The following is a 24,822-nucleotide window of genomic DNA, read 5'->3' on the forward strand; positions in this document are numbered from 1 at the left end:
CTGGACACCCTTGCCTTTAGCTAACGGCTACAACGACCTTCGCCGTTCGGGACTTGAACCCTAGAGTTTATGCCCATGCCGGGCACACATAAAAAAAGATGACGAGCTAATGCTCGCCATCCTTTCATAGAATAGGGGTGATGGAATTACATCATGCCGCCCATACTTGAAAGAGTTTTCCCCCACTTTCCATCTCCGTGATTCACCTTAAATTCGAGTTAACCACACAGGCAAAACAGAACATACATTCGTGTTATTTCGGAGAACTTTTCCGATTCGTGAGGTTTTCTGTGAGGTTCTAAAACCTCACAAGTATCATCCACTTAGAATTTATTAATGAAGCAAAACCACAATCACTCCACCATACACATCGAGTGATTGTTGTCCCCCGTTACTTTTCTTGTGACTTTTTAAAAGTCACATTTCCCTTGACGAATTGGTTTAGATTACCGTCAACAACAAGACCAACAGCTTAGAAGGCTGTTGGAGTAGGTACGATAGCACAAGATCGACTAGTTCATAACACTATTAAATAAACGTTCCTTATGATTAAAGTGGATATGTCAAAATAAAATTGGGGCAAAAACAAAGAAATTCTGCCCCATTTTCTGCCCCAAATTGTAATTTTTGATTCGAGTTTCTTCATTATAATATTGTCATTTCGTGTCAATCACCCATACATTTATGCTAGATAAATAGAGAAGAGTGGGTATCACGTCAAAACATAATAAATGGATAAAAGCAGTTAATATAGCCTTAACTGTAAGAAAGACAATCATTAAATTAGAGAAGAGCTATTCTTCGTGCAGCAAAATCGCTGGAACAACTCGTATGTACACAAGTTCACTTATGAGTTCTATGATCGTCTGGGTAATGATGACAGCAGCAACCATATTTCCTATTTCAGGTAGTGCTAATGCAAGTGGTAGTACAACGAGTGAGTTCCTTGTGGTGCCACTAAAAATGAGTGCCCTCCCTGATTTCACTCCTAATTTAAACCATCTGGCTACATATTTAGCTATGATGGGCATAATCACCATAAAAACAACGTATAAAGGGACCACTTTCATAACTTGATCCGCATACGCGGGCAATTTAACGATTTTTCATCCCCTTTTCCTAAGGAAGTAATCACGATGACATAATCAATGCAAGGGGTTAAAAACACCAAATAAAACCCAATCAACAATGAAGGGTTGTCAGGTAATAGTTGAGATAAGCCCCAAACCACTATAGGCACAATGATAAAATTAGTGGTTAGTAAAGCTTTGATATATGTTCGATCCCCAAATGCTTTTTTCAATGATGTAAATGGAATCTGTGAAAACATACTATACATCAACAAAGCAATAACAATAGAAATAACTGATCCAAGATTTTCAGCGTATCCAGGCATTATAACGTGGCCATTAACAAAATCACTATGTATAGCCACACCTGATTATTTTCAAGGTTTTCTCTAGTTAACACTTCTCTCCCCCTCTTTATCTAACAGCTATCATTTTCCTGGATATGATCATAACAATCAGAGCATGTCAGACATTTACAGGACAATCCCTTTTGTAAAATACTGATCAATTGTAGGAATCAGTACTGGATTTTGGATATGAGGAGTCCTGCTCCTCTTCTTATTTTTCATTATATATCTTGTCATACGCAATAATAAACATAAGAGTAATTCAAGTTGTAATTGCTCAAGTTCCTGTAATACAAAGTAAAAATTTTAACTACTCCAAAAACAAAAAAATGGCGATCATCCTCCCTTGGATCATCGGCCTTATCCTGAAGACTCCTTTTTATAAAATATTAAACAGTAAACGTCATAAATCCGTTTCACTTCTTTATATTTGCACTTTACAACGCGAAGCCGTCAAAGGTACCGTTGTCAAACTGACTCTAAAAAAAAGACCTCCAAAGGGAGGTCTTTTAACAACAATTATCTAATCCCACTAATACAAATTGTTCATCTTTTTTGTCTAACGTAATCTCATCCACTAGGTCTTTAACCTGTTGGTCAATGGCAACTCGAATATCATTGATCTCTTGGATATAATCAGATTCCTTAGCCGCATCAAGTGATAGGCCGATTTGAGGTCCACAACAGCCTCCACTGACGGATTGAATACGAAGTCCTTCCGCGCCGTTTTCCTCTATTAGCTTCTCTAGCGTTTGTTTAGCTTCCTCTGTAATTTTCATATATAATCCCCTTTCATGATTAATCCAACAACTTACAGACTTTGACTCCAGTCTACAACTGCTTCTCCTTCAAGATACTTCTCCGCATCCATGGCAGCCATACAACCAGTTCCTGCAGCTGTAATCGCTTGACGGTACTTTTGATCTTGAACATCTCCACAGGCGAATACTCCTGGAATATTGGTATTCGTTGTACCAGGTTCGACGAGAAGGTAACCTTTTCATCCATTTCCAATTTTCCTTTTAAGAATTCCGTATTAGGGTTGTGTCCAATCGCTACAAAAATTCCGTCCGTACCCAAAGTTTCTTCTTCCCCTGTATCATTATCCTTTACTTTTAATCCAGATATCTTCATACCGTCAGATACCATTTCTACTGGGGTTTTGTTTAGAGCCCAGGTGATTTTTTCATTAGTTTTAGCCCGGTCCTGCATGATTTTAGATGCGCGTAATTCGTTTCGACGATGAACAATTTGCACCTCACTTGCAAACTTTGTCAGGAAGTTCGCTTCTTCCATCGCAGAGTCTCCTCCGCCGACGATGATGACTTTCTTCCCTCTAAAGAAAAAGCCATCACAAGTAGCACAGGTACTTACGCCTTTTCCGATGTTTTCTTTTTCACCAGGAATTTCAAGTAGTTTGGCTGAGGCTCCAGTCGAAATGATCAGTGACTGTGTTTTCACCTCTCCGATTCCATCCACTGATAACTGAAAGGGGCGTTCATCTACATTAGCATCAGTGACCCATCCCCTCTTGAACGTAGCACCAAATCTTTCGGCTTGTTTTCTCATATTATCCATAAGTTCAGGGCCCATAATCCCATCAGAGAATCCCGGGAAGTTCTCTACTTCTGTTGTTAAGGTAAGTTGACCACCTGGTTCAGGTCCTTCAATAACTAAAGGTTCCATATTAGCCCTAGCCAAATAGATCGCCGCTGTTAATCCAGCAGGGCCAGTTCCTAAAATCACTACTTTTTCCATTCTCATACCCTCCGATTAATGTTCCATCATATATTCTCTGACTTCTTCATAACCAATCTTTTCTTCGCTGATCCACGGAATGATTACGGTATATTGAGCCAGCTCATCCTTAACCTTCTCTATCCATTTCCTCTCCGTTTGAGCTCTACCAGAAAGGACTGGATCTTTAGTTACTGCCGCATGTAAACTTTGGTTAATTACCCACCACGCAGGCTGAATATGTGCTCGTAAAAGATCCTTCTGCAATCTTTCGGCTTCAAGTACTGGCGTGGTTTCAGCTAAAGTTACGATGACTACACTTGTTTCTTCTGAGTTACGCAGACGAGGAAGTAATCGTTTGACGCTTTGAGGCACTTCTCCAGTCGACTTCGAAAGTTCCTTATGATACTCCTCCGCCGAATCAAGAAGCAGAAGTGTATGTCCGGTCGGTGCTGTATCGATGACTACAATTTCATCCTCACATTTATCCACCTGTTCAGCAAAAGCACGAAAGACAGCAATTTCTTCTGTGCAAGGAGAGTCAAGGTCTTCTTTGAGATAAGCGATTCCTGCTTCATCTAGCTCACCGCTTGCCTGTGCTAACACCTCTTTTTTATAAGCTTCCACTTCACTTTTTGGATCGATTGAGCTGATTGAAAAGTTTTCATGAGCTGTCGTATTTCCAAATGTGTACTCCAGATGCGCTGCAGGATCCGTTGTCGTTAAATGTACTTTGTGTCCTTTTTCTACTAACCCTACGGCAATAGAAGCAGCGACCGTCGTTTTTCCAACGCCACCTTTGCCCATCGTCAAGATGACTCGTTGATTATTATCCGAAAAGTGGTTGACCATTTCTTTTAAGCCTGGAAGTTGCAGACCGTCTTTTTGAATAAAGGACTCTTCTTTATTCGGTAAAGTGTAAGATTTAAAGAGGTGCCTCAGATTCTCAATCCCTGTGAGCGAATAGGAAACGAACGGTACCGAATAAACGACCACTTGTTTAAGACCTTCGGGGAAACTTTTTATTGCTTTTTGCTGTCGCTCATAAAAAGCCGAAGCAACCTCATCGTCTGAAAGGTGATTCTGTAGCAATCCATTCATAATAAGCCGTTGGTTCTTTATGCCGATCTCTTTGAGCTCTCTTGATGAACGTTCAGCTTCGTAAAGAGAAGACGTTTCCGGTCTGGCAATTAAAATCAGGGCTGTTTGGTCCTTATTAGAAAGCGTGTTTACCGTTTGTTCATACAACTCTTTTTTTTCTTGTAAACCTGATAACGGACCAAGACAAGAGGCTCCGTGAGTGCTCTCATCCAAAAATTCGTTCCAAGCTGTCGGAAGTTGCAGCAGTCGTAGTGTATGGCCGGTAGGAGCCGTGTCGAATATGACATGGTCGTATTGCTTTCGGATGGATGAATCGGCAATAATCGTTGAAAATTCATCAAAAGCAGCCATTTCAACGGTACAAGCACCCGATAATTGCTCTTCCATACTTTTTATGGCTGCTTCTGGTAATTGATTACGGTAAGGACCGACGACTTTCTCTCGGTAGTCTGCCGCAGCCTGTTCTGGATCAATGTTCGACGCATGCAGATTCTCCATATTAGGTACAGGTTTCGGAGCATTGGTTAGTTCCACTTCTAACACATCTTGCAGATTCGATGCTGGATCGGTACTTACAAGCAGCACTTTCTTTCCACTATCGGCCAATTGGATAGCCGTTGCGCATGCCGTGGAAGTTTTCCCCACTCCTCCCTTTCCTGTAAAGAACAAGAACGGGGTTTCCATTAGTTGGCTTGGGTTAAAAGATTGGTACATAACTTTTCACACCTTACTATTTAAGTTCACTAATATTGATCGTTACACTATTGCTTTTCGGTTGTTCTTTCAGTTCGTCTTTATCTATTTCAAACCACTCTGAAAGTTGAGCATTGCTCGGATATGAGGATTCCATAACCACTTCCCCATTTAACAGTACTAAAGGTAAGGCATCTGGACCTTTTTCATGAAGGAAATCAGAGGCTTTCTTATTTTCCGTAAATTTCCCAGGATCGTTGGCCAGGTTGTAGCGTTCAATTTGAAAACCTTTTTTTTGAAGTGAAAACACTGCACTAGCTACCCGGGTTAGTTCTGGGTCGACACTTGGACCACATACCCCCGTGGAACAACACATTGCCGGATCAAAAATTTCAAGTTTCATTTTAACCCTCCATAATTAAATAAGTATATGATTATATGAACTTTGGAAAAAAAGCCAAAACATTCCCTTGTCTTGGCTGTTTTCTTTATTATTCTTTATCTTTAGCAAATTGCTTGATACGTTCAGCTATTTGGTCACGAACGCTCTGGAACACAGTCCATTTTTCTTCTTCGGTTCCTTCTGCTTTAGCCGGATCGTCGAATCCCCAGTGGAAACGCGTTACGTGGGCAGGAGTCATCGGGCATTTATCATTCGCATCACCGCAGAGAGTAATAGCAAAAGCAGCATTATTAAGAATATCTGGATCAATAATGTCTGAAGTTTGGTCACTGATATCAATGTCCACTTCATTCATAGCTTTAACAGCGTTAGGGTTTAGACCGTGTGCTTCAATTCCAGCCGAACGGACATCAAATTTGTCACCAAGATATTTTTTCCCAAAACCTTCAGCCATTTGGCTACGGCAAGAGTTTCCTGTGCAAAGAAAGTAAATTACGGGTTTGTTAGACATGATGCATTTCTCCTTTTATTAGAAAATTTTTATATAATTAGCAGCCATACATAAAGACCGACTAATGTAATGAACAGCGTAGGTACGGTTAGAATCACACCTACTTTAAAATAATATCCCCATGAAATTTTCACACCTTTTAGGGAAAGGACATGAAGCCAAAGTAACGTAGCCAAAGATCCAATCGGCGTAATTTTCGGTCCAAGATCAGATCCAATCACATTGGCATAGATCAAGGCTTCTCTCATTGTTCCTGTCGTATCGGTATCAGCAATGGCGAGAGCGTCAATCATTACTGTCGGCATGTTATTCATGACCGATGAAAGAATCGCTGCAATGAATCCCATGGAAATGGTTCCGACAAATAATCCTTGATCAGCCGTGGCTTGAATGATGTTAGCAAGCACATCGGTTAATCCGACATTTCGAAGACCATAAACGACTACATACATTCCTAAAGAGAAAAAGACGATAGCCCACGGTGCGCCTTTAATAACTTCTCCTGTTTTAACGGCAGCACTTCTCCGTGCCATCAGTAAAAAGAATATTGCTACAATCCCAGCAATGATAGATACCGGAATGCCTAAAGGCTCACTCGCAAAATATCCGACTAATAGGACAGCTAAGACAGCCCAGGACAGTCGAAACATTTTGTGGTCTTGAATGGCTTCTACTGGTTTCTTAAGCTGTGACAAATCATACTGCTCCGGAATACTCTTCCTAAAGAATACGAATAAGACAAGAATACTTGCAGCTAATGAAAACAAGTTTGGTACAATCATACGTGAAGCATATTCGATAAATCCGATATCAAAAAAGTCTGCAGACACGATATTCACCAAGTTACTGACAATCAGTGGCAATGACGTTGTATCCGCAATAAATCCACTGGCCATAATGAACGGTAAGATCATGGCTTCTTTGAAGTTCAGATTTCTCACCATCGCTAAAACAATCGGTGTCAAGATTAATGCTGCTCCATCATTCGCAAACAATGCAGCTACGACAGCACCCAATAGTGTGACGTAAATAAACATGCGCTTGCCATCACCTTTGGCTATCCGGGCCATATGAAGAGCTGCCCATTCGAAAAAGCCAATCTCATCAAGGATCAACGAAATGATAATGATTGCCACAAAGGCTAGCGTCGCATTCCAAACGATATCCGTCACTGCTAAAACATCTTGAAAATCAACGACACCAAAAATTAAAGCCAGAATGGCCCCAGCACAAGCTGACCATCCGATCCCCAGGTTTTTGGGCTGCCAAATGACAAACACCAATGTAAGTACAAAAATAATGGTTGCTATTATTGCCAAATTCAAAAGAATCCCCCTACAAATCGCATTGGATACGTAAACCGGCTTCCTCCAATGCTCTTAATTTCTCTTTTTGATCCGGTATTTGTTCTAAAATCTGTTGAATAATTGGGTACGTTTCATGTTGTGCGTTTAATGAGTAGAATATCCATTGCCCTCTCCTCTGTTCTTTAACCAAACCTGCATCTCGTAATTTTCTAAGGTGCTGGCTGACAGAAGGCTGACTCATTTGTAACACTTCTACAAATTCACAGACACAGCATTCACTATCCTTTAAGAGCCCTATGATGGTTAATCGAGTTTTATCTCCTAAAAGTTTGAGTGTTTTGGCTGTATCTTCTAATTCAATTATGGTTTTCTCCATAAAATCACCTCGACCATCAGTGTATAAGTATATACTTATATTTGCAACAAAAAATTATTCTTTTTCCATATGCTTTTTTATCCAAGGGGTCCACTTCTGCTCCATATACCTCGATCGAATAGGCTTTTTGGCAAAGCGTAAAAGAAGAAAACTAGTTATGAGGACGAATAATAAAAACAAGATCGAGAAGAGAGGAAATGTCATTATCCATCCCTCCAATTCAAGTGCTCACACTGGTCAGGTGTATCGCACCAAATGCGGTCTTCCACTTTTTGAACATTCATATTAAGTCCGTCCGCTATTAGACTTATCATATAGGACGATGGGTAAAGCCCCTCCTTTTCCAACCGCTCAACGGATGCAACATCTGTAGCTAATAACCATGCGAATTCTTCTTGGCTTATCTGGCTTTCTTCTCTCCATTTACGAATTTCTCCCCCGAAACCTTTACAAGGTTCTTTAGTAAACATAAACACCCTCCTTACGAATATTAATATAAGTATATGCTTATAAGATAATGGACGTTTGTAAACTTTATATTAATTTAATGTAATGATTGAGTTAATGGAAATACTGTCCAAATCAGAAATCAAAGCATTCCTGTATAAAAGGTGTTTTTGTTTTTGGTTTTCCGCTTAAACTCTGACAGAACAGATAAAAAGGTCTTTATCGTAATCAACCTCCTTCCACAGTCCCCCTCTATAAAGGAAGAGTAATTCTACGTAAGGCTGAATGTCTTTATTCATCAATTATTTTTGATTTAATTGTTGACTTTCTGAATTGACTGACATATGCTTTATATATCAAAATAAATTGATTAAAGGAGGAGATGATGTGGATAAAACCATTTCATTTACAGATGTATCTTTAAAAAATACTTTTAATCTTTATGAAAAGATGTTTAAGGCCTTAGCTGACCAAAAACGCCTTCATATTCTATATGAAATTACACAACAAGGGGAAGTCTGTGTTTGTGATTTATCTGAGAAATTGCATCTTCCACAATCGAAGTTATCATACCACCTGAAACTCTTAATGGACGCCCAGCTTATTGAAAAAGAAACCAGAGGAACTTGGAGCTATTACACATTAAACCATTCAGAAATGAACCATATTTTATCCGAGGAACTTTGCTGCCTATTTCGTCGGGAATAATTTTTTTATTCAATAAATCAAAAAAAATTGATTAATGGAGGAATGAAGATGAATGTACATGTAGGATTAAATGTAGTGGACCTAGAGAAGTCAATTGAGTTTTATAATAATGTCTTTGGTGAAAAACCCGTGAAAAAGAAAGATGATTATGCTAAATACTTACCTGAAGAACTTCAACTCAATTTCACCCTTAATGTAACATCAGAAGTAACCGGTAATCAGGTGGGCCATTTTGGGATTCAAGTTGAAAACCAAGAAGATATTGACCGACATAAGCAGCGTCTCGAAAAACTAGGGTTCTTCACTAGGGAAGAAAAAGATACAAATTGCTGTTATGCCCTTCAAGATAAATTCTGGATAACAGATCCAGAAGGCAATGAGTGGGAATTTTTCTATACGAAAGAAGATGTTGAGGAAAATAAAACTGAGCAGTCTTGCTGAAAATAAGGAGGAAACGATATGGATAATTTTTATGCTATAGAAAAGCGATTAGAAGAAATAAAGAGTAGTTACGATCATATCTATTCTACCCCTATCCCTTCTTATACCAGAAAGGAATTGAATTTTAAAAAGCTAGCCTTTTGGAAAACCGAAAGAACTCCTGCATGCTGTGCACCATGTTGCTAACAATAAGCCACTTAAAAAGGAACTTATAATATTATAAGTTCCTTTTTTATTACTTTAATAACCTGTTATCTCGAATTCAAATCTTCCACAATCACTGCCCTACCCAATAAACGAAGACTCAGTTTTGAGATAGTCGTCCTATGACTTAATAACAATTATTTAAAATCTACCCTTTGCCACATGCATCTTACAACATCTCCAAATTAATAATCCTGGTTTAACCAATTGTGAACCCCCCCCCCGCCTCATATTTAAGAATAAGAAAAGCCTCTCAAAAGTTTATAAACTCTTGAGAGGCTTGTAAATTTTAGTGGAAGATTATAAAAACCAGTCAAAATTCAGTCAATTTGTTCTTAAACCCTATGATGAAAGGGTTTTGGGGGCTACCACATCATGCCGCCCATGGGTTCGCTTCATTAAATAAAGGAATATAAAGATCAAAAAGCCTCTATGTAATCAAGTCCATGAGGTTCAATCAATATTTTAGTCTATTGATTGAAAACAAAAAATGAATAAAAGTATGTCAAAATGTATGTCATTGATTTTATACGATGCCGCTCTTAAAAGCAGTTGTTTAAGCCCTTTCTTCAACAATAGTCACAGAATTTAATTTGAATAAGAAGGCTTCGGTGAAAATAATGAGAAAATAGCGGCTAATAATGGTAGGGCAATCATTACCCAGAGAATTTCTTGGTACCCACCAAACCAATCATAAAAGATTCCAAATGGAAGGGGACCAAATGCCGAGCCTAATACCATAACGGTTTGAGCTAATCCTTTAATACTTCCTAAATGTTCTCTCCCAAAGTAATTAGGCCACACGATACTTAAAACAATTCTCTCAAAACCATTCACAATCCCCCAAACCACTCCGTAAATAACTGCGCCCGTCCAGGAACTCACTTGTAAAAGCACGAATAAGGCAATAACATGACCACCGAATGTAATCGCTAATACATAATGAACAGGCACACGATCCACTAGGTAACCCACTAAAAATGTTACTGGAAATCCGATAATAGCCATCATAGATAAAACCAATGCTGCAACAGAATCTCCTAACCCTTTTCCTTCTGCAATTGAAACAAGGTGGAAAGTAACTCCTGTATTTACTAGAGCAGGGACACTGACGCAAAATAAAATAAGCCAAAAAGCCTTTGTTCTCATAGCTTCTTTGAGAGTCCAACTAATTTCATTAACTTCAATTGCGGGGCTTTCATTATCATCTTGAACGACTTTCGGAGTTCCATCAGGGATTTCACCGATATCCTCCGGTTGGTTACGTACAAAATAATAAGCGATGGGAACGAAAATGATGAGGAGCAGCAGCCCCCAGACCGTCCAGGTCATTCTCCATCCGGCAGCATCAATCAACCATGTATTTAAAAGCGGCAATAATGCTGAACTTGCGAACCCGCCAATGGCCATGACACTTAATGCTCTTCCCCTTTTACCAATAAACCATTGAGGAACCAATGTGTTGGGAATCAGTGTCAAGGAACCCTGTCCAAATAAACGCAACATGAAGAATCCCAAAAACATCATGATGGCCCCTGCCATTACAGCATTCCAAAAACATGCGATAGCTAGTAACAAGCCCGCTATGGTCATCATTATCCGCTGTCCCCACCGGTCTACAAGTCTTCCCACAATAAATAATGTTAATCCGGCACACAAGGTCGCAGAGGAGTATAACCCTGAAACTAAAGATCTGGAGTAATCAAAATCACTGATATAATGCTCAATAAAAATCGATATAGAATAAGTTTGACCCGGGCCAGAAAAGAACATACTTAATCCAGCTGCTGCAACGATCATCCAGCCATAATAGAAAGGCGTTGTTATAGGTGGCTTGCTTTTTAATTGTTGTTTCATATTTCCCCACTTCCTTATAGTAACTAGCAGAACATACAATAAAATAAACCAGTTATCGATATAACTGGTTTCAGTCTCCTATATACGGTTAAAAAGCCTATAGGTGCTCCCCATGTTGGAGCTTCCTGATGTGCTCTCTTAAATCCTCTTTTTTCACTCTCCAATGACGACCGATTTTGAATCCTGGAATCCGGCCTTCTTGGACTAATTTATATGTAGTGACTTCACTAATTTGTAGAAATTCTGCCACCTGGGATATCGTCATGATCTCTAGTTCATTTTCCATGAGTAGACCTTCCTTTAACTGAAGTGTTTATATACAGTTTAAACTCTTTGTATCCATATCTCAACTTGATTTATTTAGGAAGTAAAGTTTCTGGTACGCGTCCTTCCCCTTTACACTTTTTACATTTCAGCTTAAACGTTACCCCAAATAATGTCTTCTCGACTTTCCCCTTCCCTTTACACCATTGACACAAAACATAAATGGCCATATAAGAGCACTCTCTCCAGTTAAATGTTTTATAAAATATTCATTTCATTTATAATGTATTATAATTGAGTAGTATTTTCAAGATAGAGACATTACACACTTACAATTTAAAATCGGAGGATTAATCATGGAAAGACACCATCCAGATTTCAATAAAGAAAATCAACGACTTTACGAAACAAAACAATACATAAAAAAAATATTGGAAGCAGGCGAGGGAAGACAAGAATCTTTTAAGGGAAATATTAAAGAAGCCTTTGAAAACTTAGATTACTTAGATAGTAGCTTGAGTTACATCAATATCTTAGTGAACGCAAAATTTATAGAAATGACCTCTTCGGACTTAGAACATTTAAAAAGGGTCGAAAACAAACCCTATTTTGCACGAATTGACTTTAAGAGCGAGCACTCTATAGATAGTGATGCTTTTTACATTGGAAAAGTATCTTTATTCAAAAAAGACACCCAGGAATCTTTGATTGTCGATTGGCGGTCACCTATAGCCAGCGTATATTACGATGGCCGCCTAGGTGAGGTAGAGTATTTCTCTGAAGATGGGAAAGTAACAGGCGAATTAACCTTAAAGCGGCAATTCACCATTGAAGAAGGTAAACTAGTGGATATTCGCGACATCGACATTACAACACGGGACGACCTTTTACAATCTTCCTTATCAGGAAGTGCGGATAACCGACTTACAGAAATCGTTTCAACGATCCAAGCAGAACAGAACGAAGTTATTCGCGCTGATTTAACCAAACCAATCATTGTTCAAGGGGTCGCCGGCAGCGGAAAAACAACCATCGCATTACATCGGATCTCTATGTTTATTTATACCTATTCCAACAAAATTGATCCGGAAGAAATGATGATTTTAGCTCCTAACCATTTATTTATTGATTATATTTCAGAAGCGCTCCCGGACTTAGGTGTAGAGCAAATCAAACAGACGACCTATAGCGAGTATGTACGAAACTGCATTGGAAAGAAAATCAAAGTCATCCATCCAGATGAGAAGTTGCTCTCCTTATTAGAGGGAAAAAACGAAGCCTCCTCCGAACTAATCAAATGGTCATCCAGTTATAAAGGGTCGTTAGATTTCAAAGAGGTTCTAAAACGCTACGTCAAAGATATTCAAGATGAATATAAAGTAACTGAAAATTTTAAAGTGGAAGTATTCACTATATATAAGGCTAAAAATCTCAATCGATTATTCTTTAAAGATTATAATTATCTTCCATTAAATAGCCGCGTCAAAAAAATCAAAAGCGTACTCCAGTCGGATTTCAAAAAAAAGAAAAAAGAAATGATTGAGTTGATCGAAAAGAAATTTGAAGATCGGTTTGATCAGTTGTATTATTCGATGAACAATACAGAAGAAAGAAGAAAGAAAGTCGTGCATTTGAACGATCAAAAAGAAAAAAAGCTCGAAAGAATTAAGCAAACCAAAAGCAAAGTAGTCACCGATTTTATTAAAGAACATTATCCAAGTTATAAGATCTTCAAGTATTACCAACAATTAATGACAAACAGAGGTCTATTACAAAAGTACACGGCAAATGAATTAACATCGGACCAGATGGAATATCTTTTGTCCACTTCCGAGATCTATTTCGCTAAAAACCAGTACGAATACGAAGACCTGGCTCCCTTACTCTATTTGCAGCATCTATTATACGGAATCGATAAGAAGTGGCAGATGAAAAAAGTAGTAATTGATGAAGCACAAGATTACAGTTTATTTCAGTTCTATGCCTTACAACTTAGTACGGGAACGGATTTATTCACCATATTAGGAGATCTCTCACAAGGCATCCATTCCTATAGAGGGTTGAATAATTGGGAAGAATTAACGAGTCATGTCCTTACTAGATCTAATTATAAAACGCTGAAAAAAAGTTATCGTACAACCATTGAGATTATGAATTTAGCGAACGAGCTTTTAGGACATTTCATCCCGAAACTTGATAGCGCTGAACCGGTCGTACGTCATGGACGTTTCCCAGCTTTTCAGCCTATTGAAACAAATAGAGATGTGAAAAGAACAGTCGAAGTTACATTACAAGACATACAAGAGCAGCAATTGAAAACAATTGCTATAATCACTAAAACCGTGGAGGAAGCAAAACGGTTAAAGAAATTATTGCAACAGGTAAATTCATTCTCTTTTCAATGGCTAAAAGAAAATGAAGCCATTGAGCAAGGGAAGGTCGCAATTGTACCTGCCTACCTCGCTAAAGGATTGGAATTTGACGCTGTCGTATTATTGAATTTGGAAGAATCTTATACAGAAACCGATATGGATATTAAATTGTTATACGTTGCCATGACACGCCCTTTACACCGGCTTGAATTCATAGGAAGAACACCAAATGTTTTTTTGCTTAACCACTTAAACCACACGAAATATGTCATCCATCATTCAAAGGAGGAATAGTCATGCCAGACTTACAATTAGGTGATCGCATTCCTAATTTTTATCTTCCTTCAACGGAAGGGAAAAATTACTTGTTCGAAAACTTTATGCAAGAACATGAGAACAAATGGCATTTGATCGTGTTTTTCAGAGGCTCATGGTCTCCTATATGTATAGAAGAATTAGAAAAACTGGAAGATAGTAAGGTAGAATTAGAAAACCAAAACTTGCAAACCACAGCTATTTCTACTGATTATCTTGAGGACTTAAAAAACTTGGTTAGGAAGAATAACCTTACATTTCCCGTTTTATCCGATGAGTATGTTACAGTCATTGAAGCCTTTGGGGTGTTCCTTCATAAAACTGAGGCTCCGTATGAAGATCATGGAGTACACGGAGAGCCAGCCTATTTCATTATTAATGAGGACGGTCAGCTGATGTACCAACATAAACAAACCTCTCCTTTCGGTCGGCCCTCTCCAGAGGCTCTTGTTAAAATAACGAAATACATTTCAAATCATTTAAAAGCAAAACCATAAGAATATAAATCATTCAAAAGGCATATATCCAATCTTTTAGGAGAACACATTTCGTGTTCTCCTTTTTTACCTGGTTTTATTTCACGATAAGCACAGGACAATGAGCTCTTTTGGCCACCTTATGACTTACACTCCCTAACACCATTTCCTGAAGGCCGTTCAATCCCCTACTGCCGATTACTACAACATCAACCTGATTTTCATTGGCATACTTAACAATGGATGGTCCTGGGTCCCCCTTTATGATCTTCACTACGTAATCTATTTCCCTTTCCTTCAATATTTCTTCTGTGGCCGCTAACTTGGCTCTTCTTTTTTGAAGAAGAGCCTCTTTACATTCTTCTTTTAAAACGTCTGATTTTGAAGTAGATCCATCTACAGAGTATAGAATAGTAACGATAGAACCATTCTTTCCTTCAGCTAGATGTGCAGCATTTTCTGCTGCTCGCTCCGCATGCGCAGAACCGTCAGAAGCTAATAATATTCGACTGAACATCACTTTCCACTCCCTTTCAAAACGACATTGTAAATTTTTTATTAATGTAAACGCTTAACATTGAAAAGACCATTGCAATCCAATTCATTATCTTATAATCTATTATAGTCAGTTATAAAAGAATAAGAAATAAAAACAATCAATTTTTCTATATTTCCACAATCTTGACTACTGCGAGACTCAGTAGTCCTCAAATAAAATTCATTTAAGAAAGAGGGTATTTATGTCAACTTTATCTATTAAAGAAAATTGGTTTGGGAACGTTAAAGGAGATGTTCTTTCGGGTATAGTTGTAGCTTTAGCTCTTATTCCTGAGGCCATCGCATTCTCCATTATCGCTGGTGTCGATCCAATGGTTGGACTTTATGCATCGTTCTGTATTTCAGTAGTGATCGCCTTTATGGGTGGACGTCCAGGAATGATATCTGGTGCAACAGGAGCCATGGCGTTACTCATGATCACATTAGTAGCTGAGCATGGAATTGAATATTTACTTGCTACAACGATATTAACTGGAGTCCTACAGGTTCTGTTTGGGGTATTTAAATTAGCTCGTTTCATGAAATTCATTCCTCGTTCTGTGATGGTAGGATTTGTGAATGCTTTAGGTATTTTAATTTTCACATCTCAATTACAGCACTTTGAAAATGAACCATGGGTAATTTACGCTCTTGTAGGTTTAACGTTAGCTATTATTTATCTATTTCCTTTAGTATCAAAAGCTATCCCTTCTACGCTTGTAGCAATTATTGTCGTATCAGCCATTGCCATTTGGATGAATATAGGTGTTAGAAACGTTGGAGATATGGGTGAGTTAACCCAAAGCCTTCCGTTATTTGCACTACCTAATATTCCATTAAACTTAGAAACTCTTATGATTATTTTCCCTTATGCTTTAGCATTAACTATTGTAGGTTTACTTGAATCCTTATTAACAGCTTCCATTGTAGATGACATGACAGACACAGATAGTAACAAGAACAAGGAAAGCCGTGGTCAAGGATATGCGAACATCGTTACTGGATTTTTCGGCGGGATGGCCGGTTGTGCAATGATCGGACAATCAGTCATTAACGTCAAATCTGGCGGTAACGGTCGTCTCTCTTCTCTAGTTGCCGGTATTGTCCTTATGTTCTTAATCATTGTACTTGGAGATATTGTCGTTCAAATTCCAATGGCTGCGCTAGCAGGTGTCATGATTATGGTTTCTATTGGCACGTTTGATTGGAATTCTGTAAGAAATATCCACAAAGTGCCTGTGTCAGACGCTGCGGTTATGATAATTACCGTGTTAACAGTAGTTCTGTCTCACAACTTAGCATACGGTGTCCTTGCTGGTGTACTTCTAAGCATGATTTTCTTTGCGATTAAGATCTCAAAAGTGCGCGTTCCTTCCGTCTATGTAAACGAAGGTAAAAAACGCATTTATTATGTACAAGGACAATTGTTTTTCGCTTCAGTCACTGACTTTTTAGATTCCATTGATTTCAAAGACAACGTTAGCCATGTAGAAATCGACCTTAGTGCATCACATTTGTGGGATGACTCAGCTATAGGTGCACTTGACAGTGTAGAAGCTAAATTCGAACAAAATGGTATTCATGTTAGCTTCAAAGGCTTAAACGGAGAAAGTTCAAGACTGCTTACTCGCTTAGGCGGAGTATCAAGAAGTTCTGGTCATTAATACGATTTAAAGGAGTTCAACTTATGTTTAACAAAATTCTACTAGCTACGGATGGGTCAGAACACTCAAGCCGAGCTATTAACCAAGCTATAAAAATGGTCTCTCCTTATAAAGACCAAGTAAAAATAGACTTAATTTACGCCGTGGATGGAGACACGTCAAAGTCTGATGTGTTGAAATATGGGGATTCCCATACGGCAACGATTAAACGTAAAGAGAAGTTTATGGAAACCATACAAGAAATCGAATCTAAAGGGGTAAAGTCAGATATCATTCTCCTGCACGGGGACCCTGCGGAAGAAATTATCGAGTACGCTAACAATCATGAGTATGACTGTGTGGTTATTGGCAGTCGGGGAAGAAATAAGTTCCAAACTTTAATCTTAGGTAGTGTCAGTCATAAACTGGTCAAATATATTCAATCACCTGTTATTGTAGTGAAATGAAAAACGTGTAGCGCCAGCGTATGCTGGGCTACACGTTTTTTCATTGAAAACATTAGCTGTGGAATACCAATGCTTTGTCATTTGAAGCAGGGATTGGGGTCCCGCATCAAACCGGACTACTTACACTATACCTAATCAGTTTATATTAATCAAACACAAATACAACACAAATAAATGATACAGAACATAAAAAAACACAACCATCTATAATGTGTTATAATTTGAAAGGAATTTAAATAAAGCGGTGAATGTCATGTTAAAGGATACAGGAGAACGTATCATTCCAAAAGAAATGGATCCAACGAATAAGTTATTGCTCGAACATATAGCCAGATACACTTTTTCAACTCCTTATGTAAAAGGTAGAGTTCTGGATATCGCCTGTGGTACAGGCTACGGAAGTGTCATGGTAGCCAAAGAGAAGAAAAAGGAAGTTAAAGAAATGATCGGGGTGGATATTAGTTCTGAAACCATCAGATATGCGATTCAAAATTACTATCACCCCCTTCTCACCTTTAGACAAGGGGATATCATGGATCCCTCTTTAATAAAAGAAATTGGTACTTTCGATACCATTCTGAGCTTTGAAACGATTGAGCACGTGAAAGATGACCGAGCCTTTATAGAACGAATGTATAAGTTACTTAAACCTGGTGGCACATTAGTGCTCTCCACTCCTTTTGGGAAGGGACGAGATTATCCTTGTGGTTCCCCCTTCCATTACTTTCAGTTGACAAAAGAAGAGTTCAACGAGCTGTTCACATCTTTTTCTAATGTAGAGATCTTTTATCAACGAGGTGTTACGATTGAGCCCCCACGTCAAGGGGTGTATTATCCACTTGGTGTGGCTGTATGTAAAAAGTGAGATTTCTTAGTATGACACACCACAACGAACGCAAGGAACCCCCTTCATTTTAAAGTAAATAAAAAAGCTTGTAGAAAAACACAAAGTTGTCCTACAAGCTTTTTTTGATGATTTCACCCGTTTATTTCACCAGTTTGGTTTCCTATCACTTATCTTCTTCTAGCATTTCTGTTTCATTAAGATAACGTAATAAGTCGCCGTAAACGATAGAGTCTGATAATGCTAGTTCCTCTTCAGCTTGTTCGAACCCTTCAGAACAAGCATGTCCTTCTACTTCTTCACCTGTTCCTCTATCAAAACAGCTTTCTTTCACACCTACATATTCCTCGCTGGCAAAGTCCCCGTCCCGTGTAATGATCATATCTTTCCGTTCCTCACTAAACAAGTCATGACCAAACTGAACAGGGTTTTCATCTTCTACTCCTAAAAGGTTCATAATAGTCGGGCGCAAATCAATTTGTCCACCCACCGTATCATATTTACTCGGTTCAATTCCTTCACCCAGTATTAAAAGAGGAACACGCTGAAGCTGAAACTGTTCATAGGAATTAATATCCTTACCTAAATATTCTCCCATAGCTTTCTGGTGATTCTCTGAGATGCCAAAATGATCTCCATAAATAATCAGTAGCGTGTCATCATAGAGATCCGATTTTTTGAATTCCTCAACAAATTGTTTTAGAGCTTCGTCTTGGTAACGAATCGTTTGGAAAAAACGGTTAAGCGTTCCACTAGAAGTCTCCCCTTCTTCAATCAATTTCTTATCTTCTGGGAGAGTGAATGGATAGTGGTTAGTCAAGGTAATCATCTTGTTATAAAACGGCTGTTCCAACTCTTCCATTTTATCTAAGGAATCACTAAAGAAGTATTCATCAAGATAACCCCACCCATATGATTTTTCCTCTGTTACTTCATAATCTTCTTTTGAATAGTACTCATCATAACCAAGGGAATCATACATGACATTCCGATTCCAAAATGTCTTATCATTAGCATGCATATTTGTAGTGGTGTACCCCTTCTCCCCTATCACTTCAGGAGTGGCTTCATACTCGTTCCCTGAATGAGTAAAGAATGCTGCACCACGATTAAGACCATATAAGGAATTATCCAACATGAATTCAGAATCGGAGGTGCGTCCCTGTTTAACCTGATGATAAAAGTTCGTGAAGTAAGCACCTTCTTCTTTTAGGTCGTTAAAATATGGTGTAAGCTCTTGTCCGTGTAATTCATTATCCACTACAAACGTCTGGGTGCTCTCAAGGGATAATATAATTACATTTTTCCCTTCCGCGACACCCGTCATGTCGGGATTAGGCTTCACTTTTTTCTCATTTAGATAGTTAAGTGCGGGCACCAATTCGTTGCTATCCGCAAAAGTTTTCTTCATTTCCGTTTGCCCCTGTAAAACAACATCGTAAATGTGATAATCAACTAGTCCGATGTTCTTTACTAACAAATTGCGGTCAAATGCGCGTGTTAAAAGCTCCGTACGCTCTGTCTGAGCCCAAGCAAGATTAATTAGAAACAATGGAACTGCAATAATAGCTAATATTAGACCTTCTTTACGTTTAGGTATGAAACGTTGGAATCTTGAAGGTTTTAAATAGATTAATAGAAATGTTGCAGCAAGCACGTCTACAAAAAGAAAAACATCTGTTGCTGAAAGAATGTTCGTAATACTTCCTCCAAGGCCTGCCAAATTTGCTACCTGTCCTAACATAGGAATCGTAATGAAATCATTATACTCACGGTAAAATAGAACGTTAACATAAAGTAGAATGGAGCCAAGAATGTACGCAGATAATAAACCTCTGCGTCCAGCTATGAGTATTCCTAATCCGAAGAGAAAAAAGATACTACTCAAAGGATTAAAAGCTAATATAGCAGCTTGATTCGTATTTTCTATATCTAATGTGAAAATACCACCTTGAATAAACGTCATCTTCAACCAAAACATAGCGAAAACTATAAAATAAATCATTTTCTTGAAAGAAGCATCGCTTCCTTTCATTTTTTCAAACATTCAATAACCTCCATTAATTGATTCGTCTGATCAATTATCCTTATCTGTTTATACATAGAAAGCTTCGGTTGAGCAATCAAACAATTTTTATGATTGAAAGAACCCCTTTCTAGAATTTTTCCAATCATTATAATCACTCCACTGATCCCCAGCCCATTTTAACTAAATTATTTATAACCATATATAACAGATTAATTTATGAACCAATGAATTGCAATCTTTTTCTTTCAATGTCTCTTAATAAGTCATGGAATCTTACTATTTAATAATTACCCCCATAATTCCCCGAAAGTTCTAAGGGCAGTAATGAACACCACAGGTGCTCATTAGGCAATCTAAAAGATCCCTAGACAAATCCACTTCTCCAAAATAAAAAGCCTCCCAACCGTTTTGTTGAGAGGCTATTTTATACCTATATTTAGTTTTGAATGGCAAAAGGTATGTCATTCAGAAGCTTAACAGGGCTATAAACCCCTTCACTAAATGGTTTAGGGCGTTATTACATCATGCCGCCCATACTTGAATGAGTTTTCCTACACTTTTTCGCCCCATTAATTTCCTCAATTTGGTTAAACTACATCACAAAAAACAGAACATATATTCGTTTCACTTCGGTAAACTTTTCCGATTCGTGAGGTTTTTTGTGAGGTCTGAAAACCTCACAAACGCCCTTTAACAGAAAAAATTAATTAACAAGTATCTTTTTAACCAAGACACCCGTAATTAACAGATATTCTGTAATGCTAATAATCTTTATTCAAGTGTAAGAACTAATTCTGCTACATCTTCACCACGTGCGTTAGAAAACCCACCATCTTCACCATAGATAGTAAAACCACATTTCTCCAGTACCTTGAGTGACCTAATATTGTCTTTGGCAACACGGGCATAAAGTGGACGAATGGTAACTTGTTTTAAAAATTCTCTTAAAGCATTGGTAGCTATTCCTTTGCCCCAGTATTCTTTTCCTATCCAGTAGCTAATTCCTGGTACGCCGAACTGCTCGAAACATAGAACATTTCCAGCAACATTATTTTGAACAATGATCGTTTGCTTGATGATGTCTTTATCCTCCAGAATTTTATTCCAATGGGTTAAGAAACTGCTCCAATCCCCCGGGTCCTTACTTGTAAATGCCGCCATATAATTTGCATCCCGATCCTGTTGGTGTTTGAAGAAAACCGGAAGGTCATCTTCAATTACGCTTCGAAGCATTATTTGCACACCAAAATTTCCCCCTTGTAATTTACTAATTTAAGTAAACGTATTTCACGTTATCCTTTAAATCGCCCTATCCTTCTAATTCAACTTGCCCTTATGTAGAATAACTTCTGGATTATAACCCAAAAACCTCCATAAAATTCGCACAAAAGAGGAGTAAGTACTCTTAGATTCAACAAATTTAAGAAGTCTCTATTACAAGGTAATCCACTTAATAATTAGACCAATATCTTGAAACTAAACTTCCACCACACCAGTTCCCAAGTACACAAAAGGGAGACGATTTCTTTTTTAGATAATCGCCCCCGATTGTTTAAAAATCAGTTTCAAGATAATAAAGACCCTTTGGTACAGAGCTAGACTGTAAAGAGGAAATAGGAAACAGAAACACTTGGATATTTGAAATCCAAGCGTTTCTGTTTTAATCATGCAAATTAAAGGGAAGCAAAAGCTTCTTTATAATATTCTCTTAAATCAACTGCATTGTCTTTCCATTCAACTGGTTCCCCATGGACAATCTGGTCAAGGGCATCCAGACACCTGTGCCATCCTGCAGCGGTATTAACTGTCCATGAATCGTCGTCAAAAGTATGGGTGAAAATCATTTTACATCCTTCACCTTCTTTTTGGAATGAAATTTGCAACAAATCATCTACTTCACGGAATTCGAAGATATGGGGTTTTTCTAATTCCGTTATGATCGCTTCATATGTCGATCCTTCCCCGTAGTCAAAGGAAACTCCCCTATCCATCACATTAAGAAAGGGGCAATTTTTTTAATTCAGAATTGCCCCCAATTCATGAAGACTTGAAATCAAGATACCTTAATTATTCTTTAATCCTCTAAAACACGTTTACATTAAATCAGTATTGTACTAAAATTTATACTAATCTAATTTTCTCACTTTTCAACCAATTTGGTGAGAATATATAGAAAATGACCAACCCGATCAAGGACTCCGCTTAATATATAAGTGGAGTCCTTGATCATTGTATAGGAAATCAGTTTAAGAACATTTCTTTGAGGTCTACTCCTGATAAGTCCCCCGTTTCATGAAGACACACATCGAGATATATCTTATATTTTACTTTAGGACTCTTAGTGGAGGATTTTAATTTTGCCTTCCATCAAGTGACCGAATAAATAAAAGACCTGAAAAGGCTGTAAGAAGAATTTGAGTTTCTGGCACTTGAAACATTTCGATAAAAAACGGAAGATCAAGACTAAACCATTTCACCCAATAAACTCTAGGTATAAAACTTATAATTGCTAATATAATAGATGGGATTATTATCCAATTTACTTTAATTCGCTTCTCAAAAATAATATTGTATAATGCTTTCCACCCCATCAAAATACCAAATAAAAATGCCCATAAAGACATTGTCATGAGAAGAGTGAAGCTGTCTTCTGATGCTCTCTGCATTGCTGTTTGAAGTTCATGATAGTTACCTATCATTAAATAAAGCAAACCCACCATACCTAAAATTACTGCTAAAGCACCTAATGTTTTTTTAAGAATAGTAAAACCTCCTGTAAAAATAACTACGTTTTTATAAAGCAGAATGTTTCAAATTACTTATTCTGCCTCGTCAGTTAAAAAGCCAATGTTCCGATATTTATTGCTCTTATGTAAAAAAGGGCGATTACTCTATTGAGCAATTGCCCCCGTTTCTTTAAGAATCGAATTCGAGATATAATTTAAGGAGTCTTATACTTTAACACCCGTTTGTTGAAGAAGCATTTTTATTAACCAAAGATATTCGCAATGTTCTTTACGATATAAATCGAAAGTAAAATTGCAAATGGGAAAAGAACAACAAGAATGATTGTGAAAGTTATCTTACTCTTATATGTCTTCATTTCTTGAAGTTGTCTCCTGAAATCATCTTTATCACTTAAATAGATAGAAGAAAATACAATAATCCCTATTAAGAGTAAAGGCAGAATAAATTCATAAAAAGCTGTTAAAATCTCTTTCACCACACTTCAAGTTGTTCTTTAAACTCTTGCATCCGTTAGTTGAAGACGAACCGAGTAATTCACTACCAAAGAGGTTCTTCTTCATTCGATAATTCTATTAGAAACGGAAAAATTCCCATTATAGATAAACCAAAAACAAGGTAAATTCCGACTAAAAGGTAAGGTGAGATATCAAATAGATTTAGAAGAATAATAAAAGGAGTGAGAAGGGTTACAACTGCACTTCTTTTCCTGGCTCGCTTGGTATAATACTGCTTTTCTCCACAGTGCGGACATTCCATAGCAGTACCTAATGTAAACATCTATTTAAACGTTTGTTTCCAACTCCATTCTCTGTCGCAATTTTGACAAGTTGGCATCTGCTCCCACCGCTTTCTTGTTAAACTATTCTGCTTCTATAGTTGAACAAGAGTGCGATTCCTTATTCAAGGAAAGCACCCCATTTGTTTAATAAATCAAACTTGTTTATATAACTAACCTCTTCATATATCCCCATTTTTCAAAGCTTCCTTTGCTTTGGAAACTTCGGTTGGGTTAACCTTTAATTTTATGATAGGCGATACGTGACCCGTTTCTACTTGGAGATGGGGAGAAGCCATTCCTTCAATTTCTTTAACAAAGTTTTCCCAGCATCTTGCAAAATCTGTTGTACTTTTAAAGAATCTCCCGAATTTCTTGTTATGTGAACAACTACTTTGCTTTTACCAAGAACATCTAATATGAATTCAAAAATAGCCATACACCCTAACCCCCAAATAATTTTTCTTATTAAACAATCCTGCTTCTTTAGTACAATATTTCCACCCTTCAACACTAACATAATATTCCAAATTCACTATTGAATTTTTCAATAAGAAAAGACGATCAAATTGGATGATCGCCTTGTTTAACTCTTGCACCCAATAGTTTAAGATTAGTTTTTCGTATCTCTCAAGAATTCAATAGCTTTTTCAACGTCATAAGTTTTTAATTTTAGTTTTTTAAACTCCCCACCCCCCGTTTCAAAAATAAACACTGCTGGGGCTTTTTTGATTTCATAATCAGGATACTTATTTTGGACTTGTTCTAAACTTGTTAGGTATTCCATCTCAACAACCAAGTGTTCTATATTAACAAATTCAGCAATCGTACCGCTTATATTATTTTCTCCTTCAACAACAAGAACATAATACTTCGCTCCATCATTCTGACTAGATGAACAACCTAATATAAATAAACTAAATATCGTAGCTAACATAACTAAAATGATTTTCTTCACGTTATCCCCCTTTTTGCCTATTGAACATTACTGCGTCTTTAGCACAAGAAGCGACTGCTTTTGTTCAGCAATCGCCCCCTTTAGCGAAATAAATTTCAGAGAAAAATTACAATAAATAACAATCCTACACCTATAAGAAGTCCTCCAATTAGCTCATAATTGTCCAGCAAAAAGAAGAATTTACTTTTATTT

General features: G+C 37.6%; 27 protein-coding genes and 1 pseudogene. 8 read left to right on the plus strand and 20 right to left on the minus strand.

Going from position 1 to position 24,822, the window contains the following annotated elements:
- Positions 1-794: 794 nt before the first annotated feature.
- The 10 genes and pseudogenes from BLS23_RS22220 to BLS23_RS18245 form a co-directional block, all read right to left on the minus strand.
- Positions 795-1,070 (minus strand): hypothetical protein, encoded by a 276-nt coding sequence (locus BLS23_RS22220; RefSeq protein ID WP_341845057.1) that lies wholly within the window; start codon positions 1,068-1,070, stop codon positions 795-797.
- Positions 1,067-1,396, minus strand: a complete 330-nt coding sequence (locus tag BLS23_RS22225) for an arsenic resistance protein (RefSeq protein WP_341845058.1) — start codon at positions 1,394-1,396, stop codon at positions 1,067-1,069. Before BLS23_RS22225 ends, BLS23_RS22220 begins: the two co-directional genes overlap by 4 nt.
- A 530-nt stretch (positions 1,397-1,926) precedes the next feature.
- A complete protein-coding gene (locus BLS23_RS18210) occupies positions 1,927-2,196 on the minus strand; it encodes an iron-sulfur cluster biosynthesis family protein (RefSeq protein WP_089654466.1) in 270 nt (89 codons plus the stop codon).
- A 32-nt stretch (positions 2,197-2,228) separates the two neighbouring features.
- Positions 2,229-3,175, minus strand: a pseudogene (trxB, locus tag BLS23_RS18215) (thioredoxin-disulfide reductase).
- Between the two features lie 15 nt (positions 3,176-3,190).
- Complete coding sequence (gene arsA / locus BLS23_RS18220) at positions 3,191-4,969, minus strand: arsenical pump-driving ATPase (RefSeq protein ID WP_089654467.1); 1,779 nt, start codon at positions 4,967-4,969, stop codon at positions 3,191-3,193.
- A 16-nt stretch (positions 4,970-4,985) separates the two neighbouring features.
- Positions 4,986-5,351 (minus strand): arsenite efflux transporter metallochaperone ArsD, encoded by a 366-nt coding sequence (gene arsD, locus BLS23_RS18225; RefSeq protein WP_089654468.1) that lies wholly within the window; start codon positions 5,349-5,351, stop codon positions 4,986-4,988.
- Positions 5,352-5,439: 88 nt separating this feature from the next.
- Positions 5,440-5,862, minus strand: a complete 423-nt coding sequence (gene arsC / locus BLS23_RS18230; RefSeq protein ID WP_089654469.1) for an arsenate reductase (thioredoxin) — start codon at positions 5,860-5,862, stop codon at positions 5,440-5,442.
- Between the two features lie 29 nt (positions 5,863-5,891).
- On the minus strand, positions 5,892-7,187 hold the full coding sequence (locus BLS23_RS18235) for an arsenic transporter (RefSeq protein ID WP_089654470.1): 1,296 nt from the start codon (positions 7,185-7,187) through the stop codon (positions 5,892-5,894).
- Positions 7,188-7,197: 10 nt separating this feature from the next.
- The gene (locus tag BLS23_RS18240; protein ID WP_089654471.1) at positions 7,198-7,545 is read right to left on the minus strand and encodes an ArsR/SmtB family transcription factor; all 348 of its coding nucleotides are present in this window, start codon (positions 7,543-7,545) and stop codon (positions 7,198-7,200) included.
- 203 nt (positions 7,546-7,748) lie between these two features.
- Positions 7,749-8,015 carry a helix-turn-helix domain-containing protein gene (locus BLS23_RS18245; RefSeq protein WP_089654472.1) on the minus strand — a complete coding sequence of 89 codons (267 nt, stop codon included), beginning with the start codon at positions 8,013-8,015 and terminating at the stop codon, positions 7,749-7,751.
- Between the two features lie 427 nt (positions 8,016-8,442).
- Between BLS23_RS18245 and BLS23_RS18250 the strand changes: the two genes are divergently transcribed.
- Genes BLS23_RS18250 through BLS23_RS21850 form a run of 3 tightly spaced genes read left to right on the plus strand, consistent with a single transcriptional unit; the run spans position 8,443 to position 9,327 of the window.
- On the plus strand, positions 8,443-8,700 hold the full coding sequence (locus BLS23_RS18250) for an ArsR/SmtB family transcription factor (RefSeq protein ID WP_089654515.1): 258 nt from the start codon (positions 8,443-8,445) through the stop codon (positions 8,698-8,700).
- 48 nt (positions 8,701-8,748) lie between these two features.
- On the plus strand, positions 8,749-9,141 hold the full coding sequence (locus BLS23_RS18255) for an ArsI/CadI family heavy metal resistance metalloenzyme (protein ID WP_089654473.1): 393 nt from the start codon (positions 8,749-8,751) through the stop codon (positions 9,139-9,141).
- 18 nt (positions 9,142-9,159) lie between these two features.
- Positions 9,160-9,327, plus strand: coding sequence for a hypothetical protein (locus BLS23_RS21850; RefSeq protein WP_167356120.1), 168 nt, complete (start codon positions 9,160-9,162; stop codon positions 9,325-9,327).
- Between the two features lie 606 nt (positions 9,328-9,933).
- On the opposite strand, the gene BLS23_RS18260 is transcribed toward BLS23_RS21850, so the two are convergent.
- Positions 9,934-11,202, minus strand: coding sequence for an MFS transporter (locus tag BLS23_RS18260; RefSeq protein ID WP_089654474.1), 1,269 nt, complete (start codon positions 11,200-11,202; stop codon positions 9,934-9,936).
- A gap of 97 nt (positions 11,203-11,299) precedes the next feature.
- Positions 11,300-11,488 carry a helix-turn-helix domain-containing protein gene (locus BLS23_RS18265; RefSeq protein ID WP_089654475.1) on the minus strand — a complete coding sequence of 63 codons (189 nt, stop codon included), beginning with the start codon at positions 11,486-11,488 and terminating at the stop codon, positions 11,300-11,302.
- Positions 11,489-11,822: 334 nt separating this feature from the next.
- Here BLS23_RS18265 and helD point away from each other — a divergent pair, with 334 nt between their 5' ends.
- Positions 11,823-14,132 carry an RNA polymerase recycling motor HelD gene (gene helD / locus BLS23_RS18270; protein WP_089654476.1) on the plus strand — a complete coding sequence of 770 codons (2,310 nt, stop codon included), beginning with the start codon at positions 11,823-11,825 and terminating at the stop codon, positions 14,130-14,132.
- A gap of 2 nt (positions 14,133-14,134) precedes the next feature.
- A complete protein-coding gene (locus BLS23_RS18275) occupies positions 14,135-14,650 on the plus strand; it encodes a peroxiredoxin family protein (protein ID WP_089654477.1) in 516 nt (171 codons plus the stop codon).
- A 76-nt stretch (positions 14,651-14,726) separates the two neighbouring features.
- Here BLS23_RS18275 and BLS23_RS18280 read toward each other — a convergent pair whose 3' ends face one another.
- A complete protein-coding gene (locus BLS23_RS18280) occupies positions 14,727-15,146 on the minus strand; it encodes a universal stress protein (protein WP_089654478.1) in 420 nt (139 codons plus the stop codon).
- A 223-nt stretch (positions 15,147-15,369) separates the two neighbouring features.
- On the opposite strand from BLS23_RS18280, the gene BLS23_RS18285 reads away from it, so the two are divergent.
- From BLS23_RS18285 to BLS23_RS18295, 3 genes are all read left to right on the plus strand, one after another.
- Positions 15,370-16,830, plus strand: coding sequence for a SulP family inorganic anion transporter (locus tag BLS23_RS18285; RefSeq protein ID WP_089654479.1), 1,461 nt, complete (start codon positions 15,370-15,372; stop codon positions 16,828-16,830).
- Between the two features lie 23 nt (positions 16,831-16,853).
- Positions 16,854-17,276 (plus strand): universal stress protein, encoded by a 423-nt coding sequence (locus tag BLS23_RS18290; protein WP_089654480.1) that lies wholly within the window; start codon positions 16,854-16,856, stop codon positions 17,274-17,276.
- Between the two features lie 253 nt (positions 17,277-17,529).
- Positions 17,530-18,141, plus strand: a complete 612-nt coding sequence (locus BLS23_RS18295) for a class I SAM-dependent methyltransferase (protein WP_089654516.1) — start codon at positions 17,530-17,532, stop codon at positions 18,139-18,141.
- A 145-nt stretch (positions 18,142-18,286) separates the two neighbouring features.
- On the opposite strand, the gene BLS23_RS18300 is transcribed toward BLS23_RS18295, so the two are convergent.
- The 7 genes from BLS23_RS18300 to BLS23_RS18330 form a co-directional block, all read right to left on the minus strand.
- Positions 18,287-20,167 (minus strand): LTA synthase family protein, encoded by a 1,881-nt coding sequence (locus BLS23_RS18300; RefSeq protein WP_089654481.1) that lies wholly within the window; start codon positions 20,165-20,167, stop codon positions 18,287-18,289.
- Between the two features lie 753 nt (positions 20,168-20,920).
- Positions 20,921-21,382 (minus strand): GNAT family N-acetyltransferase, encoded by a 462-nt coding sequence (locus tag BLS23_RS18305; protein ID WP_035508706.1) that lies wholly within the window; start codon positions 21,380-21,382, stop codon positions 20,921-20,923.
- 440 nt (positions 21,383-21,822) lie between these two features.
- On the minus strand, positions 21,823-22,140 hold the full coding sequence (locus BLS23_RS18310) for an SRPBCC domain-containing protein (RefSeq protein WP_089654517.1): 318 nt from the start codon (positions 22,138-22,140) through the stop codon (positions 21,823-21,825).
- Positions 22,141-22,500: 360 nt separating this feature from the next.
- Positions 22,501-22,869, minus strand: a complete 369-nt coding sequence (locus BLS23_RS18315; protein WP_143015301.1) for a hypothetical protein — start codon at positions 22,867-22,869, stop codon at positions 22,501-22,503.
- A gap of 565 nt (positions 22,870-23,434) precedes the next feature.
- On the minus strand, positions 23,435-23,674 hold the full coding sequence (locus BLS23_RS18325) for a TIGR04104 family putative zinc finger protein (protein ID WP_279615133.1): 240 nt from the start codon (positions 23,672-23,674) through the stop codon (positions 23,435-23,437).
- Positions 23,675-23,946: 272 nt separating this feature from the next.
- Positions 23,947-24,111 carry a hypothetical protein gene (locus tag BLS23_RS21855; protein WP_167356121.1) on the minus strand — a complete coding sequence of 55 codons (165 nt, stop codon included), beginning with the start codon at positions 24,109-24,111 and terminating at the stop codon, positions 23,947-23,949.
- A gap of 174 nt (positions 24,112-24,285) precedes the next feature.
- Positions 24,286-24,630 carry a hypothetical protein gene (locus tag BLS23_RS18330; protein WP_089654484.1) on the minus strand — a complete coding sequence of 115 codons (345 nt, stop codon included), beginning with the start codon at positions 24,628-24,630 and terminating at the stop codon, positions 24,286-24,288.
- Positions 24,631-24,822: the final 192 nt, after the last annotated feature.

The organism is Halobacillus aidingensis (assembly GCF_900104185.1).
Taxonomy (GTDB): domain Bacteria; phylum Bacillota; class Bacilli; order Bacillales; family Halobacillaceae; genus Halobacillus; species Halobacillus aidingensis.

What these genes read in the sequence shown, in the direction of transcription:
- BLS23_RS18295 (WP_089654516.1), top strand. Translation starts at nt 17,530, where the DNA reads ATGTTAAAGGATACAGGAGAACGTATCATTCCAAAAGAAATGGATCCA.
- BLS23_RS18260 (WP_089654474.1), bottom strand. Translation starts at nt 11,202, where the DNA reads ATGAAACAACAATTAAAAAGCAAGCCACCTATAACAACGCCTTTCTAT.
- BLS23_RS18285 (WP_089654479.1), top strand. Translation starts at nt 15,370, where the DNA reads ATGTCAACTTTATCTATTAAAGAAAATTGGTTTGGGAACGTTAAAGGA.
- BLS23_RS18255 (WP_089654473.1), top strand. Translation starts at nt 8,749, where the DNA reads ATGAATGTACATGTAGGATTAAATGTAGTGGACCTAGAGAAGTCAATT.
- BLS23_RS18265 (WP_089654475.1), bottom strand. Translation starts at nt 11,488, where the DNA reads ATGGAAAATGAACTAGAGATCATGACGATATCCCAGGTGGCAGAATTT.
- BLS23_RS21850 (WP_167356120.1), top strand. Translation starts at nt 9,160, where the DNA reads ATGGATAATTTTTATGCTATAGAAAAGCGATTAGAAGAAATAAAGAGT.
- arsA (WP_089654467.1), bottom strand. Translation starts at nt 4,969, where the DNA reads ATGTACCAATCTTTTAACCCAAGCCAACTAATGGAAACCCCGTTCTTG.
- BLS23_RS18315 (WP_143015301.1), bottom strand. Translation starts at nt 22,869, where the DNA reads ATGGTGGGTTTGCTTTATTTAATGATAGGTAACTATCATGAACTTCAA.
- BLS23_RS18310 (WP_089654517.1), bottom strand. Translation starts at nt 22,140, where the DNA reads ATGGATAGGGGAGTTTCCTTTGACTACGGGGAAGGATCGACATATGAA.
- helD (WP_089654476.1), top strand. Translation starts at nt 11,823, where the DNA reads ATGGAAAGACACCATCCAGATTTCAATAAAGAAAATCAACGACTTTAC.
- BLS23_RS18280 (WP_089654478.1), bottom strand. Translation starts at nt 15,146, where the DNA reads ATGTTCAGTCGAATATTATTAGCTTCTGACGGTTCTGCGCATGCGGAG.
- BLS23_RS18250 (WP_089654515.1), top strand. Translation starts at nt 8,443, where the DNA reads ATGTTTAAGGCCTTAGCTGACCAAAAACGCCTTCATATTCTATATGAA.
- BLS23_RS18300 (WP_089654481.1), bottom strand. Translation starts at nt 20,167, where the DNA reads ATGTTTGAAAAAATGAAAGGAAGCGATGCTTCTTTCAAGAAAATGATT.
- BLS23_RS18305 (WP_035508706.1), bottom strand. Translation starts at nt 21,382, where the DNA reads ATGCTTCGAAGCGTAATTGAAGATGACCTTCCGGTTTTCTTCAAACAC.
- BLS23_RS18210 (WP_089654466.1), bottom strand. Translation starts at nt 2,196, where the DNA reads ATGAAAATTACAGAGGAAGCTAAACAAACGCTAGAGAAGCTAATAGAG.
- arsD (WP_089654468.1), bottom strand. Translation starts at nt 5,351, where the DNA reads ATGAAACTTGAAATTTTTGATCCGGCAATGTGTTGTTCCACGGGGGTA.
- BLS23_RS22225 (WP_341845058.1), bottom strand. Translation starts at nt 1,396, where the DNA reads ATGCCTGGATACGCTGAAAATCTTGGATCAGTTATTTCTATTGTTATT.
- BLS23_RS18275 (WP_089654477.1), top strand. Translation starts at nt 14,135, where the DNA reads ATGCCAGACTTACAATTAGGTGATCGCATTCCTAATTTTTATCTTCCT.
- BLS23_RS21855 (WP_167356121.1), bottom strand. Translation starts at nt 24,111, where the DNA reads ATGGCTATTTTTGAATTCATATTAGATGTTCTTGGTAAAAGCAAAGTA.
- BLS23_RS18245 (WP_089654472.1), bottom strand. Translation starts at nt 8,015, where the DNA reads ATGTTTACTAAAGAACCTTGTAAAGGTTTCGGGGGAGAAATTCGTAAA.
- arsC (WP_089654469.1), bottom strand. Translation starts at nt 5,862, where the DNA reads ATGTCTAACAAACCCGTAATTTACTTTCTTTGCACAGGAAACTCTTGC.
- BLS23_RS22220 (WP_341845057.1), bottom strand. Translation starts at nt 1,070, where the DNA reads ATGAAAGTGGTCCCTTTATACGTTGTTTTTATGGTGATTATGCCCATC.
- BLS23_RS18325 (WP_279615133.1), bottom strand. Translation starts at nt 23,674, where the DNA reads ATGTTTACATTAGGTACTGCTATGGAATGTCCGCACTGTGGAGAAAAG.
- BLS23_RS18290 (WP_089654480.1), top strand. Translation starts at nt 16,854, where the DNA reads ATGTTTAACAAAATTCTACTAGCTACGGATGGGTCAGAACACTCAAGC.
- BLS23_RS18240 (WP_089654471.1), bottom strand. Translation starts at nt 7,545, where the DNA reads ATGGAGAAAACCATAATTGAATTAGAAGATACAGCCAAAACACTCAAA.